The sequence below is a fragment of the Helicobacter sp. UBA3407 genome, assembly GCF_949747025.1.
GTDB lineage: Bacteria > Campylobacterota > Campylobacteria > Campylobacterales > Helicobacteraceae > Helicobacter_D > Helicobacter_D ganmani.
In genome coordinates this window covers 1-13,854 of sequence record NZ_CATKCB010000136.1, presented here as the reverse complement: position 1 = coordinate 13,854, position 13,854 = coordinate 1, and the positions used below count along the sequence as shown (strand labels likewise).

Sequence of the window (13,854 nt, the reverse complement as noted above, 5' to 3'; positions counted from 1 at the left end):
TTAAAATCAACAAATTTAATAGGATTATTGTAGAATATCATCTTCTAATTGAGGTGATAAGGCAAGATAAATGGATAAAAATTTATGGAATCTCAAGCCACTTTTTGGCGAGGAGGAATCTCTGCAAGAAGCGATAAAAAAGGGCATAGAGCGCGCAAAAACATTTGAGAAACTTTATAAGGACAAACTTTTTGAATTAACCCCAGAAGCGTTTTATGAGGCAATGAAAACATACGAAAGTATTTGTGAGAGTCTTTCGCGCATTATGACTTATGCTTTTTTGCGTTTTGCTTCCAATACCAAAGAGGGTGCATTTTATGCGGATTGTGAAATGCGGGTAAATGCTGCACAAGAATCACTTTTGTTTTTTGATTTAGAGTTTAATGCGCTTGAGGTAAAAAAGCAGCAAGAATTTATCCAAAACTCAAAAGAATATGCTTACTATTTGGAGCTTTTGAGTAAGAATTCTAAACATCAGTTGAGTTTAAAGGAAGAGAAAATTTTGCTAAAAACGCAGCCTGTAAGTGTGGATAGCTTTAAACGTTTGTTTGATGAGCATTTAAGTCGTTTGCGTTTTGGAATTACTTTGGACGGAAACACAAAAGAGGTGGGTGAAGAAGAGGTTTTGAGTTTATTATATGATAAAGAAAGAGAAGTGCGCAAGAGGGCGCAAGAATCCTTGAGTGAGGGCTTAAAAAAGAATCTTGATTTATTGACTTATATTTATAATATTGTGCGCAAGGATTTAAAAATTACCACCGAGTTAAGAAATTATACAAACTTGGAGGAATCACGTCATTTGGATAATCAAACGACACAAAAAAGCGTGGATTCTATGGTGAAAACCATCAATGAAAATGTAAGCATTGTAGAGGAATATTACACGTTAAAAGCTAAGATTTTAGGATTAGAAACGCTTTATGATTATGATAGATATGCGCCGATTTCTTGTGGCGAAGATGTAGAATTTACCTATCAAGAATCTAAAGCAATCGTATTGGAGGCTTTCAAAGAATTTTCTCCCCGATTCCATAGAATCGCAATGCGTGCTTTTGAGGAAGGTTGGGTGGATTCTCACCCAAGAGAAAACAAGCGCGGTGGGGCTTTTAGTCATAGTTGTGTGCCGAGTGTTCATCCTTATTTAATGTTGAATCATACAAATCGTAGGAGAGATGTCTTTACAATGGCACACGAGCTAGGTCATACGATTCATCAAACTTTATCTTATCAAGTGGGTTATCTTAATGCAGATACGCCTTTAACTACGGCGGAAACTGCTTCCGTATTTGCCGAAATGTTGCTTTTTGAAAAAATGAAAAAGAATCTGAATCCAGAGCAAAAAATTGAATTGTATGCGGGTAAGTTAGAAGATGTGTTTGCAACTCTTTTTCGCCAAAATGTTTTTACAAATTTTGAACGTTTGGTACATAGCAAAGAAGGAGAGCTAGACAAGGAAGAGTTTTGCGCACTTTGGCAAGAAGAAAATCAAAAAATGTTTGGTAAAAGTGTGGTTTTGACACCAAATTATCGCTTGTGGTGGTCTTATATTCCGCATTTTATTCATACTCCTTTTTATTGTTATGCATATAGTTATGGGCAACTTTTGGTTTTTGCACTTTTTGGAGTTTATCGGTTGAATCCCATAGATTTTGTCTCAAAATATGAAGAGTTTTTGAGTCTTGGAGGCAGTAAATCTCCCAAAGAGTTGGTGGGGATTTTTGGCTTAGATATTGAAAGCAATGATTTTTGGCAGATTGGTATGAATGAAGTGAAACTGCTATTAAAGGGTTTAAGGGAGATTTTGTAAGGAGGGATTATGGAGTTTTTGCTAAAAGATAAGAAAATAAAAGAATTATTAAGAAAACATTGTTATGAGGTTTTGGAATATTTAATCCAAAAAAAAGTGAATTTTTCTATTGTATGTAATGTGCGTCGCGTCAAGTTTGAGCCAGAATTACCGGATTCTATTCGTGGTTCTTTTAGTGATTTGACGGTGTTTATTTTAGCCGGTTATACTTTTGAAAGCTTGGAACTAGATTCAAAGAATCTTTATTTTGAAGCAGGGTTTGGTGAAGAGAATTTGGGCAGTTTTGTAACAACACCTTTGGATTCTATCGTGCAGATTTTATTGCCCAATGATGAGGATTTGCGTGCAGATTTTTGCGTGTTTGTAAATCTTTTTGCGACATTTGCAGAGTTAGAGCAGACAAAAAACGGAGAAGAGGAGGGGATTCATAGTTCTATGAAAGCACTTTTAGCAAATCCAAAAAACAAAAGGTTTAAAAAATAATTTGCTATACTTTAAAGTTTAGTGTTTATGGGAGAAAATATGGATAAGAAAATTAATTTAGAATTGTTCCGTTTTGATGTTAAGACGGATTATCTGCCTTATTTTGCAAAATTGATAGTGAAAATTAATGGACAAAAGTCATTATTGGATTTGCTAGCTATTGTCCAAGAAAATGTGTTAGAGTATGGTTATAATGCGTATGGATTTAAGATTAATGGTGTGGTGGTGTTTGATTTTGGTCTTAAGATAGAGGATTTGATTAAAAGATTTGGATTAGAATGGAGGATAGAGCCACTAAATCCGCATTTGGCTTTGAAAGATTTAATTATTGATGTTCAGCCATTTTTGCAAAAGTTAGAATTGCTCAAGCAAGTTGGGCTAGATGAGTTGGCGCAAGAAGAAGTGCAAAGCATTCTTAAAGATGTGGAGTTTAAGGGATTGAAAGCATTGGATATAGAGACGCAGACCATCAAAGATGCTTTTTTGCTTTCTTTTTTGCCTTTTGCCTATGCTACGCCCTTAAGTGTTGAGAATCCAGAATATTTAGGGGAGGCATATTTTATTTTGGTAGCCTCCTTATATGCCAAACATAAAACTTTAGAAGTTTTGGAAACGATTTGCGGATTGGAAAATGGAATCTTCAATGCGCAGAGTTTGCAAACTTATCTTTTTCCCCAAAATCCCAAGTTTGACGCGTGTATTAATGAGTTAAAGCAAATCGTCTTTGAAAGAAGCGAACTCTCGAAGATTCAGTCTTTTAAAGTAAAATTGCTCAAAAAAGTTAATTTTTAAGGAAAATAAATGGAATCTTTTATTTTATTGCATAATAATTTATATCCAAAATCCTCTCATCTTTTGATATCAAATTTCAAAGTTCTTTTAGAGAAGCTACAAATTCCTATTGAAAAAACTCAAACTCTCGCGCTAGAGGGCAAATTTTTGCCTTTTATTGAGAGGGTGAAATATTATCAAAAACTATTTCTTTTGCTTTTGGAGGCTCAAGAAACGAATCACAAAATACTTCTCTGCGATTCTCAAAGCCTACTAGAGATTAAGAGATTTTTAAAAGCCCTTTATGAGGAAACAGAATTAAGGGAATCTCTTATCAAAGAATGTGGTGTAGAAATTGATATTTTAAGCTTGGAAAATTGCTTTGTTTTTGCTCCAGAAATTATGCTAAACGCACTTAAAGATTCACATCTAAAATCCAAATGTTGGCAGGGATTTAAATGCGCTTTGATATTGGATAGGGAGCTTGAAACTTGGGCAATAGAATCCCAAATCATTGTAGGTTTAGAGGAGATTACAGGGTTAAAGATCATGCCATTTTTTAAAGAGAGCTATGCGTATTTGATGCAAGTTAATCAAGTATTGGCTTACAAAATGGGTGCAGCGGATTATTATGAAATGGTAGATAGTGGCGTAGATTTTATTTTGACGCCAAATATTGGCAATTTTGAATTAATGGACCAAAATGCGGTAGAGTTGAAAATCGCAAGCGGTCGTGATGATTTAGAGATTCCATTGCTTTTTATACCTCAAGTGATTTTGGCTCTTTTTGAGGAAACAGCATCTTGTAATGCTTTGCAGTTTAAAGAACATAAGATTCTACCTAGAATGCTCTAAGAAAAACAATGATTATTGCGCTAAAAGTTATTATTTCTCTTGGCATTGCGATGATTTGGTATAAATTAACTTCCAATCAAGAGGTTGCAATTTTCTTTTTTGTGTTAATGTTAGTTATTTTTTTTATTCGTCCTATTGCTTACCAAAGTCCGACAGAGCGACAGGAATATTTGGAGAAATTTAAACGTTCTAGAGAACGTCAGATGAATTTGGAGCGAATGCGCAAGGAGGAAAAGAAAAAATCCTTAGAGGAGAAAAAAAAGAGAATGGGTGTCAAAGATGAATAAAAAAGAACACAAAAATTGTTTAATGTTGCTTCAAACGACGACTACGACGGCAAATGCCGAAGTTTTGATTGAAGTTGCTTTGCAGTCCAAACTTACTCCTTGTATTCAGCAAGCAGAGATTCAAAGCCATTATTTTTGGCATCATTCAACCAGTCAAAATTTATTAGAAGTTTGCCACGAAAAAGAGATTTTGTTGAGTTTTAAGGTGTTTAAACAGGATTTTAAAACTTTGCGTAGGTTAATTTTGCAACATCATTCTTACGAGATTCCAGAAATTGTTGGTATTAAATTAAGTCAAGTTTCTAAAGCTTATAAAAAGTGGTGTCAAAAGACTAAAAAGAAATAGAATCTTGCGCAGAAGAGATTTGGTGGAGCTGTGGGGAATCAAACCCCAGTCCAAAAACTAGACCAACAACAGCCGATATACATGCTTATTTGGATTTTAAATCTTTCTTAAAAACACCAAACTTCCAAAAATAGTGCTTCAAGGCAACCTAAACTTAAACTTGCATTCGGTAGTGCAAGGCGCATCTAGCTAAAATGATGTTTTTGAAAAGTCGCTAGAATCCTTGTTCAAAAACAGCTCCAAAAGCTAATTAAACTTACGCAACTTTAGCGTAAGCAGGAGCGTAATTTGCGTTGTTTGCGTTTATATTTATATGCTAGTTTTACGACATAACACAAGTCGGCATGCAGCTAGAGCTATCTAATTCTTGTCGAAATTCAAGTCAGCCCCAAACAACAAAGTAGGGATTCTAACGCAATTTCTATAAAATATTTATAAAGATTTTATTTTCAAAAGAGTTTCGCAGCATTTTAGAATAAAAAATTATATTTTATTGTAAAATGTAGTTTCAAATCATAAGTGATTTCACAAAGGATAAAAATGAGTATGCAAAATGCAATAAAGTCTATTACCACGACGCAAATTTCACAAAAAAAAGGCGTAGAGAAAATCACTATGCTAACAGCCTATGATGCATTAATGGCGAAAATCTTTGATGGTGAAGTAGATATGATTTTGGTAGGGGATAGCTTGCAGATGAGTTTTTTTGGTGGGCAAGATACCTTAAGCAGCACTTTGGATTCTATGATTTATCATACACAAGCAGTTTGTAATGGAGCAAAAAAAAGTTTGATTGTTTGTGATTTACCCTTTGGAAGCACGACGACATCTCATCTTGCATTGCAATCTGCAATTCGCATCTATAAAGAAACAAAAGCACAGGCAGTGAAACTAGAGGTTGGCTTTGAGGGTATAAAAAGCATTAAAATGTTGGTTGAAAATGGAATTGCTGTAATGGCGCATATTGGCTTAAAACCACAATTTGTTCGCAGTGAGGGAGGATATAAAGTGCAGGGTAAAACGCAAGAAAATATAGAATCCCTCATCAACCTTGCGCAGGATATTGAACGTAGCGGAGCGTTTAGCATTTTGTTAGAGGGAGTAAGAGCGGAGGCTGCCAAACAGATTACGCAAAGCGTTAAGATTCCAATTATTGGTATTGGAAGCGGAGTAGATGTAGATGGGCAAGTGTTGGTGTGGAGTGATGCTTTTGGATTTTTTGAGGAGTTTAAACCCAAATTTGTGCGTCAATATCTCAAAGGTGCGGAGCTGTTGCGTCAAGGTGTGCGCAAATATGTTGAAGATGTCAAAAGTGGGCATTTTCCAAGTGAGCAAGAAAGTTATTAGGGGGAATCTTGGAGCGCATTGTAGAGATTGAAAAACTATCCTTAGAAAAAGAGGAAGACATACGTTTGCGTCCTACTTGTTGGGACGATTATATCGGGCAAGAAAAACTTAAACGAAATCTACAGGTTTTTATTACTGCGGCAAAAATGCGCGGGGAGGTGCTAGATCACCTTTTGCTTTTTGGTCCCCCGGGTCTTGGCAAGACGACTTTGGCATATATTATCAGCAATCAAATGCAAACTTCTATCAAAGTAACTGCTGCTCCAATGATTGAAAAAGCAGGAGATTTGGCTGCAATTTTGACAAATTTAAGCGAGGGAGAGATTTTATTTATTGATGAGATTCATCGTTTAAGTCCAGCAATTGAGGAGATTTTATATCCCGCAATGGAGGATTTTAGATTAGATATCATCATCGGTAGCGGACCTGCGGCTCAAACGGTGAAAATTGACTTGCCGCGATTTACACTCATAGGAGCAACTACGCGCGCAGGAATGATTAGCAATCCCTTGCGTGATAGATTTGGAATGCAGTTTCGTATGCAGTTTTACGAAAAAGAGGAGTTGGCGCGTATCGTGAGGATTGCTTCAATGAAATTGCAAAAAGAATGCTCCAATGAGGGGGCATTAGAGATTGCTAGACGCTCAAGAGGGACGCCTAGAATCGCATTGAGATTGTTAAAGCGCGTAAGGGATTTTGCAGAAGTAGCACAAGAGGCAATCATCACGCAAGAACGCACGCAATATGCACTCAATGAACTTGGTGTCAATGAATATGGGTTTGATGAGTTAGATTTACGATTCTTGAAGATTATTTGTGAGAATCGCGGACGCCCTATCGGACTTAGCACGCTTGCAGCAGCAATGAGTGAGGACGAGGGAACGATTGAAGATGTGATTGAGCCTTATTTGCTTGTCAATGGATATTTAGAGCGCACTGCACGTGGCAGAATCGCAACGCAAAAAACCTATGAATTGTTTTCTTTCAGAGAAGCGGGAAGTTTGTTTTAGTGTAGAGATTTTTTTATTATCATTGCAGTGTAAAATCTTGCTTTAAATCCTTTTTGAGATTCCATTTCAACGAAGTCTTACAATGACAATTTTCTATTGCATAGAATCTTACAATAAAGATTAGCAGATTGTTACGATTCCATAAGTGGAATCGTAACAGCAAAATATATGCAAGGACAAGAGGATTTAATCAAGTAAAAACAATTCTAAAGGATATTTTTTACCTGAATCTTTCAAATCCAAATATGCACGCACTTTTAAAAGTTCGTTTTGAGGGTATGTATTTAGACGTTCTTTGGCTTCATCAATCATTTCTAGCTCCAAAAGCACATAAAAATATGCAATTTCTGCTAGCTCATCTTGGTTTGCGAGATTTTCAAATAAGCTAACCCAAGCCGCAGGCTCGTAACATTCTTTTAGTTTTTGAGCCAAGTGCAAATAGTCTTCTTTGCTGTATTTTACTTCTGTGCAAAGCTTGGCAATTTCATCATTGCTGAAGTTGATTTTGTTTGCATAACACATTCCTAACATTTCATTTGCAAGATCTTTGTTGAATTTGATTTCGCCAATAAATTGCTTGATTGTTTTTGTCTCTCCACAATTGAGTAGTTTTTTGAAAGCCTCGCGTTTAGATTCTTCATCATAACTTGATTTTTTTAATACCTCTGTGGCAAATTTTTCATCACTATGGATTTGATTAAGTATATTTTGATTCATAAAAGGAGATTTTTCTCCAGGGTTGAATTTTTTAAGATTGACATATTCACCTCTTTTTAAGTCGCCAAGAAGCTCAATGAGTTCGTCTAATCTTGTTTCGCCACTTTTAAGAGCAATTCCCTCTTTGATGTCTAAGGTTAGATTTCCTAATAAAATAGAAAGGCTTTTATAGCGATTCATTGTAGGTTGTTTGAGTGGAACATCTTTGCTAAGAAGTTGGTTTTCTATTTGTTCTAAAAGTATTTTATAGTCGTGTTTGTATTTTGTGCGTTTGCGCCACATACGATAAGAACCGCCAATTTCTAAAAATATGACGATGATAAAAAACACGATAACAGGAACAACAAACCATATTGCAACAGGAAGTGTAATGCTCTGTGTGCTAAATGGAATCATAAAGGTAAAGCTTGCACCACTAAGACTATAAACATAAAGCCCTAAAAGAACGATGAATACGAATAATGCCCCAATGTAATATTTGAATTTCATTTTTGGTCCTTTTCCTTTGAATCTTTTTCAATAATTTTTCGGCATACTATACAATATTTTGCATGTGGTTTTGCTTTTAAACGTTGGATTCCGATTTCTTCATCACACATTTCACAGATTCCATAGATGTCTTTTTCAATTTTTTCTAATGCTTGTTCAATGTATTCTAGTTCCAAAAGATGCCTTTGCGAGATAGAGCTATCTAGCGCATTTCTAATCTGCATTGCTGCATAATCTGCCTCGTTGATATGGTTGTTTTGAATATGTTCCATTGTTTGTTTGTGTATGGAATTGTTATCCAAAATTGCTTTTTTCCTATCTAATAAATAAGTTTTTAAGTTGTTTAATTCACTTTGACGCATTTTTTCTCCTGTCATTTGTGATATGGATGATTATAGATGATACAAAATGCACGATAAATCTGCTCACTTAGCACGACTTTAGCAACTTTATGGCTAAAGGTAAGGGGTGAGAGTGAAAGCTGCATATGGCAAGATTGAATAAAGCTTTTTTCTAATCCATACGCACCTCCAATGAAAAATGCAAGATGACTTTGGTTTTGCAGAGTTTTTGAAAACTCAAAAGAATCTAGCATTTTGGCATTTGGACTAAGGGCGATTCTGTATTGATTGGGTTTAAAGGTTTTAAGAAATTCCTTTGTGTAGGATTTTTGCGCTTCCTCTGCTTCTTGTTTTTGGCTCAAGCTAATGGCTTTGCAAAACAAATTAATAAATTCTAATTTTGCACCAAATTGTCCGCATAGTGTTGCAAATTCTTCGCATAATTGGTCACTCAAATCCTTTTGACTTTTGGCAATATAATAAACAATTATTTTAATCATAAGCTTAAAGGATTCTTATTTTTGGATTGAGAATCTTTTAAAAACGATGAGTTTTGAAGAGAGAATCGGAGGCTTTGTATCATTTAAGATTCCACTTTAAGGTATTTCAATGCTTGGGCAATTGTTTGTTTCATTTCTTTGCGCTGCACAATCATATCAATAAGTCCGTGCTCTAGCAGAAATTCTGCTGTTTGGAATCCTTGTGGTAAATCTGTGCCAATTGTTTGCTTGATAACTCTTGCACCAGCAAAACCTATCATCGCTCCGGGTTCTGCCATTATCAAATCGCCCAAAAAGGCAAATGAGGCACTTACGCCCCCCATTGTGGGGTCGCTTAATACAGAAATAAAAGGCAAACGCGCCTCACTTAACACATTGAGTGCCGCAGAAGTTTTTGCCATTTGCATAAGCGAATAAGTAGATTCTTGCATTCTCGCCCCGCCACTTGCGCTAACAATCACTAAACCTTGCTTTTTTTCTATTGCACGATGAATTGCACGCACGATTTTTTCACCTTCCACCGAAGCAAATGAGCCTCCCATAAAATTAAAATCAAACAGAACAATTTGTGCATTAATGCCATCAATTGTGCATTCTCCGCTAAGAATCGCGCTTGGACGCCCGCATTTTTTGGTGTATTCTTCTATCCGTTTTTTATAGCTTTTTTTATCCACGAAATCTAAGGGGTCATTGGGTGCTAAATCTTTGTCAAACTCTACAAAACTTCCTTCATCGCACATTAGCGCGATTCTATCTTCTAAGCCAATGCGCATATGGAAATTGCATTTAGGGCAGGTGTGGTGTTGGGCAATGATTTCTTTGTAATACATTAACGCATTGCAACTTGGGCATTTTACCCAATGACTTGGGGCTTCTTGTGGCACAGCCCTATCTTCTTTTTTAAAGTTTTTGAAAAAATCTGCAAATCCCATTTGATTTCCTTAAGACTGAAAAATAGTTTCGCGATTCCATATTTTTGGAATGGCATTTTTGCAAATAATAAATTTTGTAAAAGTTTAAATTATATAAAATTATGTGTTAATTTACACTTTAAAGAAGTAAAATATGCAGATTTTCACAGGAGATTCAAGCATAACGCTTTATAATGCACAATTTGATGAATCTTACCATAATGCCAAAGATGGCGCATTGCAAGAGACTTTGCATAAACATATTTTACCTGCACTCTTTTTGTGTGCAAAAGAGCCGATTTTGAATGTGCTTGATATGTGCTTTGGGCTTGGATTTAATACTCTTTGCTTAAGTTTAATGGCGCGTTTGCAGGGATTTGAGGGTAAGATTGTGATTCACTCTCCTGAATTGGATTCTGCCCTTTTACCAAAACTTTTAAAGCACCCTTATCCACAGGAGCTAGAATCCGAGCGAGCCATCTTAGAATCCCTAGTAACTACGCATTATTACAAAAGGCAAAATCTTGAGATTATTTTGCATTTGGGCGAGGCAAGGGAGATTTTAAAGAGTTTTTTACTTCCCAATCGTCTTAAGATTCCCTTTCATTGCATTTTTCAAGACCCATTTAGCCCTGTAAAGAATCGCAACTTATGGACTTACGAATATTTCAAGATACTTTATAAAATCAGTGCAGAAAATGTTATTATCACGACTTATAGTCATCATTCAAGTATGCTGTATTCCGCGTTTCTTGCTGGATTTTATGCTTATAAATTGCAGCAAAAGTGCGTGCGCGATTCTATTGTTTTTACCAAAACTCAAGAGATTCCTACTTTGGCATTAGAAAATGTTTTGCAAATTACTCCTGTGAATCTTGCACACAAAATCAAAACAAACCCTAATCTTTGGGGATTGTATGATGAGTAAAATTTATTTTTGGATTGAGATTTGATAGCATATTTTTTATTTGCAGGTGTTATGCTTGTGATTTATTTGCGTCCTTTTGGGATTCCGATATGGCTAGTAAGCGTATTTGGAGCATTGTTTGCTTTGGCGTTTGGAATCGTAAATTTGCGTGATGTGTGGTTTGTATGGATAATGGTTTGGGATTCTACATTGGTTTTGGTGGGGCTGATTGTTTTGACGCTTGCGCTAGAGCGTATTTTGTTTTTTGACTTTTTAGCCTATAAGATTCTATGCTTTACTGGAGAGAATAGAGAGTCTAGTGATAAGGGCAGAATCTTTTATTGCAAAAGTTGGAAACTATTTATCTTTTTAATTCTTTTTGGGGCATTTTTGGCAATATTTTTAGCAAATGATGGAGCAATTTTAGTGCTTACACCTCTTATGTTTGCGCTTTTCCCACATAAAAGAGGAAATTTTTATGCGCCTTTAATTATTTTTTTGCTTTTTATGGGATTTATCAGTGATTTTGCTTCCAATCTTTTTGTGCTTTCAAATCTTACAAATATCCTTACTGCGTCCTTTTTTGCGATTCCTTTTGCAGAGTTTCTGCGCTTTATGGCTTTGCCGCAAGTGTTTGCAATCCTCGCTTCTCTTTTGGTTTTTTGGTATTTGTTGGGGTTAAAATTGCCCCAAAAACTAGTGCTAACAAGCCATTTCAAGCAAGAATCTTTGAGTAAATTTGGAATTTGTTTTTGTTTTGTCTTGCTTGCTCTTTTGCCAATTTGTGCGGCGATTGGAGCGTATTTTGAGATTCCACTTTGTTTTTTTGTCGGATTTTGTGCAATTTTGGCAGTGGGTTATGGAATAAAACTAGGTAGAATCGCACCGCTTCAGCTTCTTAAAGAATCGCCTTTTAGTGTGGTAGTTTTTAGTCTCGGGCTGTTTGTTGTGGTTTTTGGGCTTAAAAATGCGGGATTGTTGGAGATTCTGCAAATTGGAATTGTGAAGATTATGGAGTTAGAAAGATTCTTAAATCTCCTTAGCATTGGGTTTTTAAGCGCATTTGGAAGCAGTATTATTAATAATTTACCTATGGTAATGCTTGGAGATTTGGCTTTAAAAGAAGTGGGTGATTTGGCTTTGGTCTTTGCGCATTTGCTTGGTTGCAATATCGGCTCTAAATTCACGCCCATTGGCTCGCTTGCCACGCTGTTATGGCTTGTAAGCTTAAGGCGGTATGGAATCTTGATTCCGATTTTTAGATATTTGGCACTTGCCTTTTGTTTTAGTGCAGTTGTGCTGTTTTGTGCTATTGTGGGATTGTATTTTTCTTGTATTTTTTGGGTGTAAAGAGTGAGGAAATTTCAAATATCCGCAATTTGTTGTATAATCTAAAATTAATTTTAAAAAATGAGGTATGCAAGTGGGGAAATCTATCGGCAGCTTTACTTTTTTGTTGGGTTTTGTATTGTTATGCGTAGGTGCAAAACTATATGCTACACATAATGAGTGCTGTGAAATAGCAGACGAACCTGAATTGCGTGAATATATTAGTAAAGATACGATAAATTTTAACAAAAGGAGTGAGTGGGAGGGAGTATGGGGTGAGCTGAATCAATGCGACCCTTTAGAGGGTGTATGTTATGCAGAAAATGCTTTAAGCATTTATGATTGTGATAGTAGTAAGGGCACTTGCATACTTAATCATATCACTACCAAAAAGACAAATCCTGCTTATACAAAAAGAGAATCCATAAATTGCAATGAAGTTACATTTGAGGGGATAGAGATTCTTGTTTCTGCGCATCAAGCTAAACCGAATGAATCTTATTTTGAGAGAATGTGTTCTGAATTTCAAGGGAAGGACAAAGAATCTTGTCGCCAAAAGGCAGATTTTAGTCTTATTAAAAATGAAAAAGGCATTACTTTTACTTCTTCTACCTTGTTGGATTCTAAAGTCTGTTATTTGAAAAATAAAAATCAATATACACCGCAAGAGGCTTTAAGTCAAATTGGAGATATGCCACAAGGAACTTTGAGTGGGTTTTATCCGCCTCTTAATGCGAGCTTTAATTGTGCTAAGAGTGGGCTAAGTAAGACAGAAAAAGGTATTTGCAATAGTTTTGTAACTATAAGAGGTGATTATATTCTTAATCAAATGTATAACTATATTTATGATTTTGCGTGGAGTAAAAGCGATAAGCAAAAGCTCAAAAAAGAGCAGTTAGAATGGATAAAAGAACGTAATCTTGTATGTAATCAACAAGAAAAGCCTGACTCACTAACCTATTGTCTTTTTATCAGAAATAATGAACAGATACGTAACCTACAAGCCATTATAGATGATGAGGACGATTCTACTATTAAAACTCCCCAACGCGTGCATATGGAGTTTGTTAGTTCTACAGGAGCGGTAAAAATCTATGAGAAACCTAGTCTAAACTCTAATGTGCTTCACACCGCAATTTTAAATGATAAGGCGACGATTGTTTTAATGGCTAAAAATTCTCATTATGGTTTCACAAAAATTTGGTTTTTGGAAAATTACAAGGAAGATGGCAGTATGAGACGATTTGTAGGTTATGTGCAAAATGCCAATATCAAAAGAGATAAAGAGTAATCCTTTGCGCCTTAAAGATTGAAACAATAGAATCTTATTAGTGTGCGGGAGATTAGAATACTTCCCATAAAGCCTCATTGATTTCATTATAAAAGAATTCTTGTGAATAGCCGCCTAAATCTATAAATTGTTCATACATCACTTGATTAATACATTCTTCATTTCCTTTGCAAGATTCTCGCTTTTTCAAGCAATTTCTTTGAATATTTAGGAGTTTTTTTATCATTAAACCCTTTTGTTTATCTAATTTTTGTTGCAAGGCAATGAGTAGGTTTGAGTCAAGCTTAGAAATATCAATATATTCCTCACTATGAGGCAATGTAAAATCACTTAAATCCATCCCCTCTATCCATCCCCTCGTGCCAAAATACAATGTATTATTCTCTCTATCTTGGTTAGCTAGTGCAGGATTAGAACAAATGCTCTTTTCACTCGCACTTCTTGCCTTTGTGCAGTCAAATCC

General features: G+C 35.6%; 16 protein-coding genes and 1 other RNA gene. 11 read left to right on the top strand and 6 right to left on the bottom strand.

Translation table 11 applies throughout. The features are described from left to right. Window positions 1–70 precede the first annotated feature (70 nt). Genes Q1553_RS04905 through cutA form a run of 6 tightly spaced genes read left to right on the top strand, consistent with a single transcriptional unit; the run spans window position 71 to window position 4,549 of the window. Window positions 71–1,807 (top strand): M3 family oligoendopeptidase, encoded by a 1,737-nt coding sequence (locus tag Q1553_RS04905; protein WP_297601296.1) that lies wholly within the window; start codon window positions 71–73, stop codon window positions 1,805–1,807. A gap of 9 nt (window positions 1,808–1,816) precedes the next feature. Continuing rightward, entirely contained in the window at window positions 1,817–2,290 is a 474-nt protein-coding gene (locus tag Q1553_RS04900; protein WP_115550789.1) for a hypothetical protein, read from the top strand. A gap of 39 nt (window positions 2,291–2,329) precedes the next feature. Beyond that, a complete protein-coding gene (locus Q1553_RS04895; protein WP_300706680.1) occupies window positions 2,330–3,082 on the top strand; it encodes a DUF5644 domain-containing protein in 753 nt (250 codons plus the stop codon). Window positions 3,083–3,091: 9 nt separating this feature from the next. Continuing rightward, on the top strand, window positions 3,092–3,916 hold the full coding sequence (locus Q1553_RS04890; RefSeq protein WP_300842783.1) for a hypothetical protein: 825 nt from the start codon (window positions 3,092–3,094) through the stop codon (window positions 3,914–3,916). An 8-nt stretch (window positions 3,917–3,924) separates the two neighbouring features. Continuing rightward, window positions 3,925–4,203: a hypothetical protein gene (locus Q1553_RS04885; protein ID WP_115550786.1), complete on the top strand. Its 279-nt coding sequence runs from the start codon at window positions 3,925–3,927 to the stop codon at window positions 4,201–4,203. Further along, complete coding sequence (gene cutA / locus Q1553_RS04880; RefSeq protein ID WP_297571343.1) at window positions 4,196–4,549, top strand: divalent cation tolerance protein CutA; 354 nt, start codon at window positions 4,196–4,198, stop codon at window positions 4,547–4,549. Before Q1553_RS04885 ends, cutA begins: the two co-directional genes overlap by 8 nt. Before the next feature lie 20 nt (window positions 4,550–4,569). On the opposite strand, the gene ssrA is transcribed toward cutA, so the two are convergent. Beyond that, window positions 4,570–4,939, bottom strand: a transfer-messenger RNA (tmRNA) gene (ssrA, locus tag Q1553_RS04875). A gap of 150 nt (window positions 4,940–5,089) precedes the next feature. Here ssrA and panB point away from each other — a divergent pair. After that, window positions 5,090–5,896, top strand: a complete 807-nt coding sequence (panB, locus tag Q1553_RS04870; protein ID WP_115550784.1) for a 3-methyl-2-oxobutanoate hydroxymethyltransferase — start codon at window positions 5,090–5,092, stop codon at window positions 5,894–5,896. Window positions 5,897–5,904: 8 nt separating this feature from the next. Further along, window positions 5,905–6,906 (top strand): Holliday junction branch migration DNA helicase RuvB, encoded by a 1,002-nt coding sequence (gene ruvB, locus Q1553_RS04865; RefSeq protein WP_115550783.1) that lies wholly within the window; start codon window positions 5,905–5,907, stop codon window positions 6,904–6,906. A 186-nt stretch (window positions 6,907–7,092) separates the two neighbouring features. Here the strand turns inward: ruvB and Q1553_RS04860 are convergent, their stop codons facing one another. From Q1553_RS04860 to accD, 4 genes are all read right to left on the bottom strand, one after another. Beyond that, window positions 7,093–8,112 (bottom strand): hypothetical protein, encoded by a 1,020-nt coding sequence (locus Q1553_RS04860; RefSeq protein WP_297571341.1) that lies wholly within the window; start codon window positions 8,110–8,112, stop codon window positions 7,093–7,095. Then, complete coding sequence (gene dksA, locus Q1553_RS04855; protein WP_115550781.1) at window positions 8,109–8,474, bottom strand: RNA polymerase-binding protein DksA; 366 nt, start codon at window positions 8,472–8,474, stop codon at window positions 8,109–8,111. The genes Q1553_RS04860 and dksA overlap by 4 nt, the downstream gene beginning before the upstream one ends. Before the next feature lie 11 nt (window positions 8,475–8,485). Further along, complete coding sequence (locus tag Q1553_RS04850; protein WP_115550780.1) at window positions 8,486–8,953, bottom strand: 23S rRNA (pseudouridine(1915)-N(3))-methyltransferase RlmH; 468 nt, start codon at window positions 8,951–8,953, stop codon at window positions 8,486–8,488. An 83-nt stretch (window positions 8,954–9,036) separates the two neighbouring features. Beyond that, window positions 9,037–9,885, bottom strand: coding sequence for an acetyl-CoA carboxylase, carboxyltransferase subunit beta (gene accD / locus Q1553_RS04845; protein ID WP_115550779.1), 849 nt, complete (start codon window positions 9,883–9,885; stop codon window positions 9,037–9,039). 133 nt (window positions 9,886–10,018) lie between these two features. Here accD and Q1553_RS04840 point away from each other — a divergent pair, with 133 nt between their 5' ends. The 3 genes from Q1553_RS04840 to Q1553_RS04830 all read left to right on the top strand — a co-directional run bounded on the left by Q1553_RS04840 (window position 10,019) and on the right by Q1553_RS04830 (window position 13,391). Continuing rightward, on the top strand, window positions 10,019–10,792 hold the full coding sequence (locus tag Q1553_RS04840; RefSeq protein WP_297571334.1) for an MnmC family methyltransferase: 774 nt from the start codon (window positions 10,019–10,021) through the stop codon (window positions 10,790–10,792). A 21-nt stretch (window positions 10,793–10,813) separates the two neighbouring features. Next, a complete protein-coding gene (locus Q1553_RS04835; protein WP_300795321.1) occupies window positions 10,814–12,121 on the top strand; it encodes an arsenic transporter in 1,308 nt (435 codons plus the stop codon). Between the two features lie 67 nt (window positions 12,122–12,188). Then, on the top strand, window positions 12,189–13,391 hold the full coding sequence (locus tag Q1553_RS04830; protein ID WP_297571330.1) for a hypothetical protein: 1,203 nt from the start codon (window positions 12,189–12,191) through the stop codon (window positions 13,389–13,391). Window positions 13,392–13,443: 52 nt separating this feature from the next. Here Q1553_RS04830 and Q1553_RS04825 read toward each other — a convergent pair. After that, the coding region (locus Q1553_RS04825) for a hypothetical protein (RefSeq protein ID WP_300842782.1) at window positions 13,444–13,854 on the bottom strand (411 nt) is incomplete at its 5' end.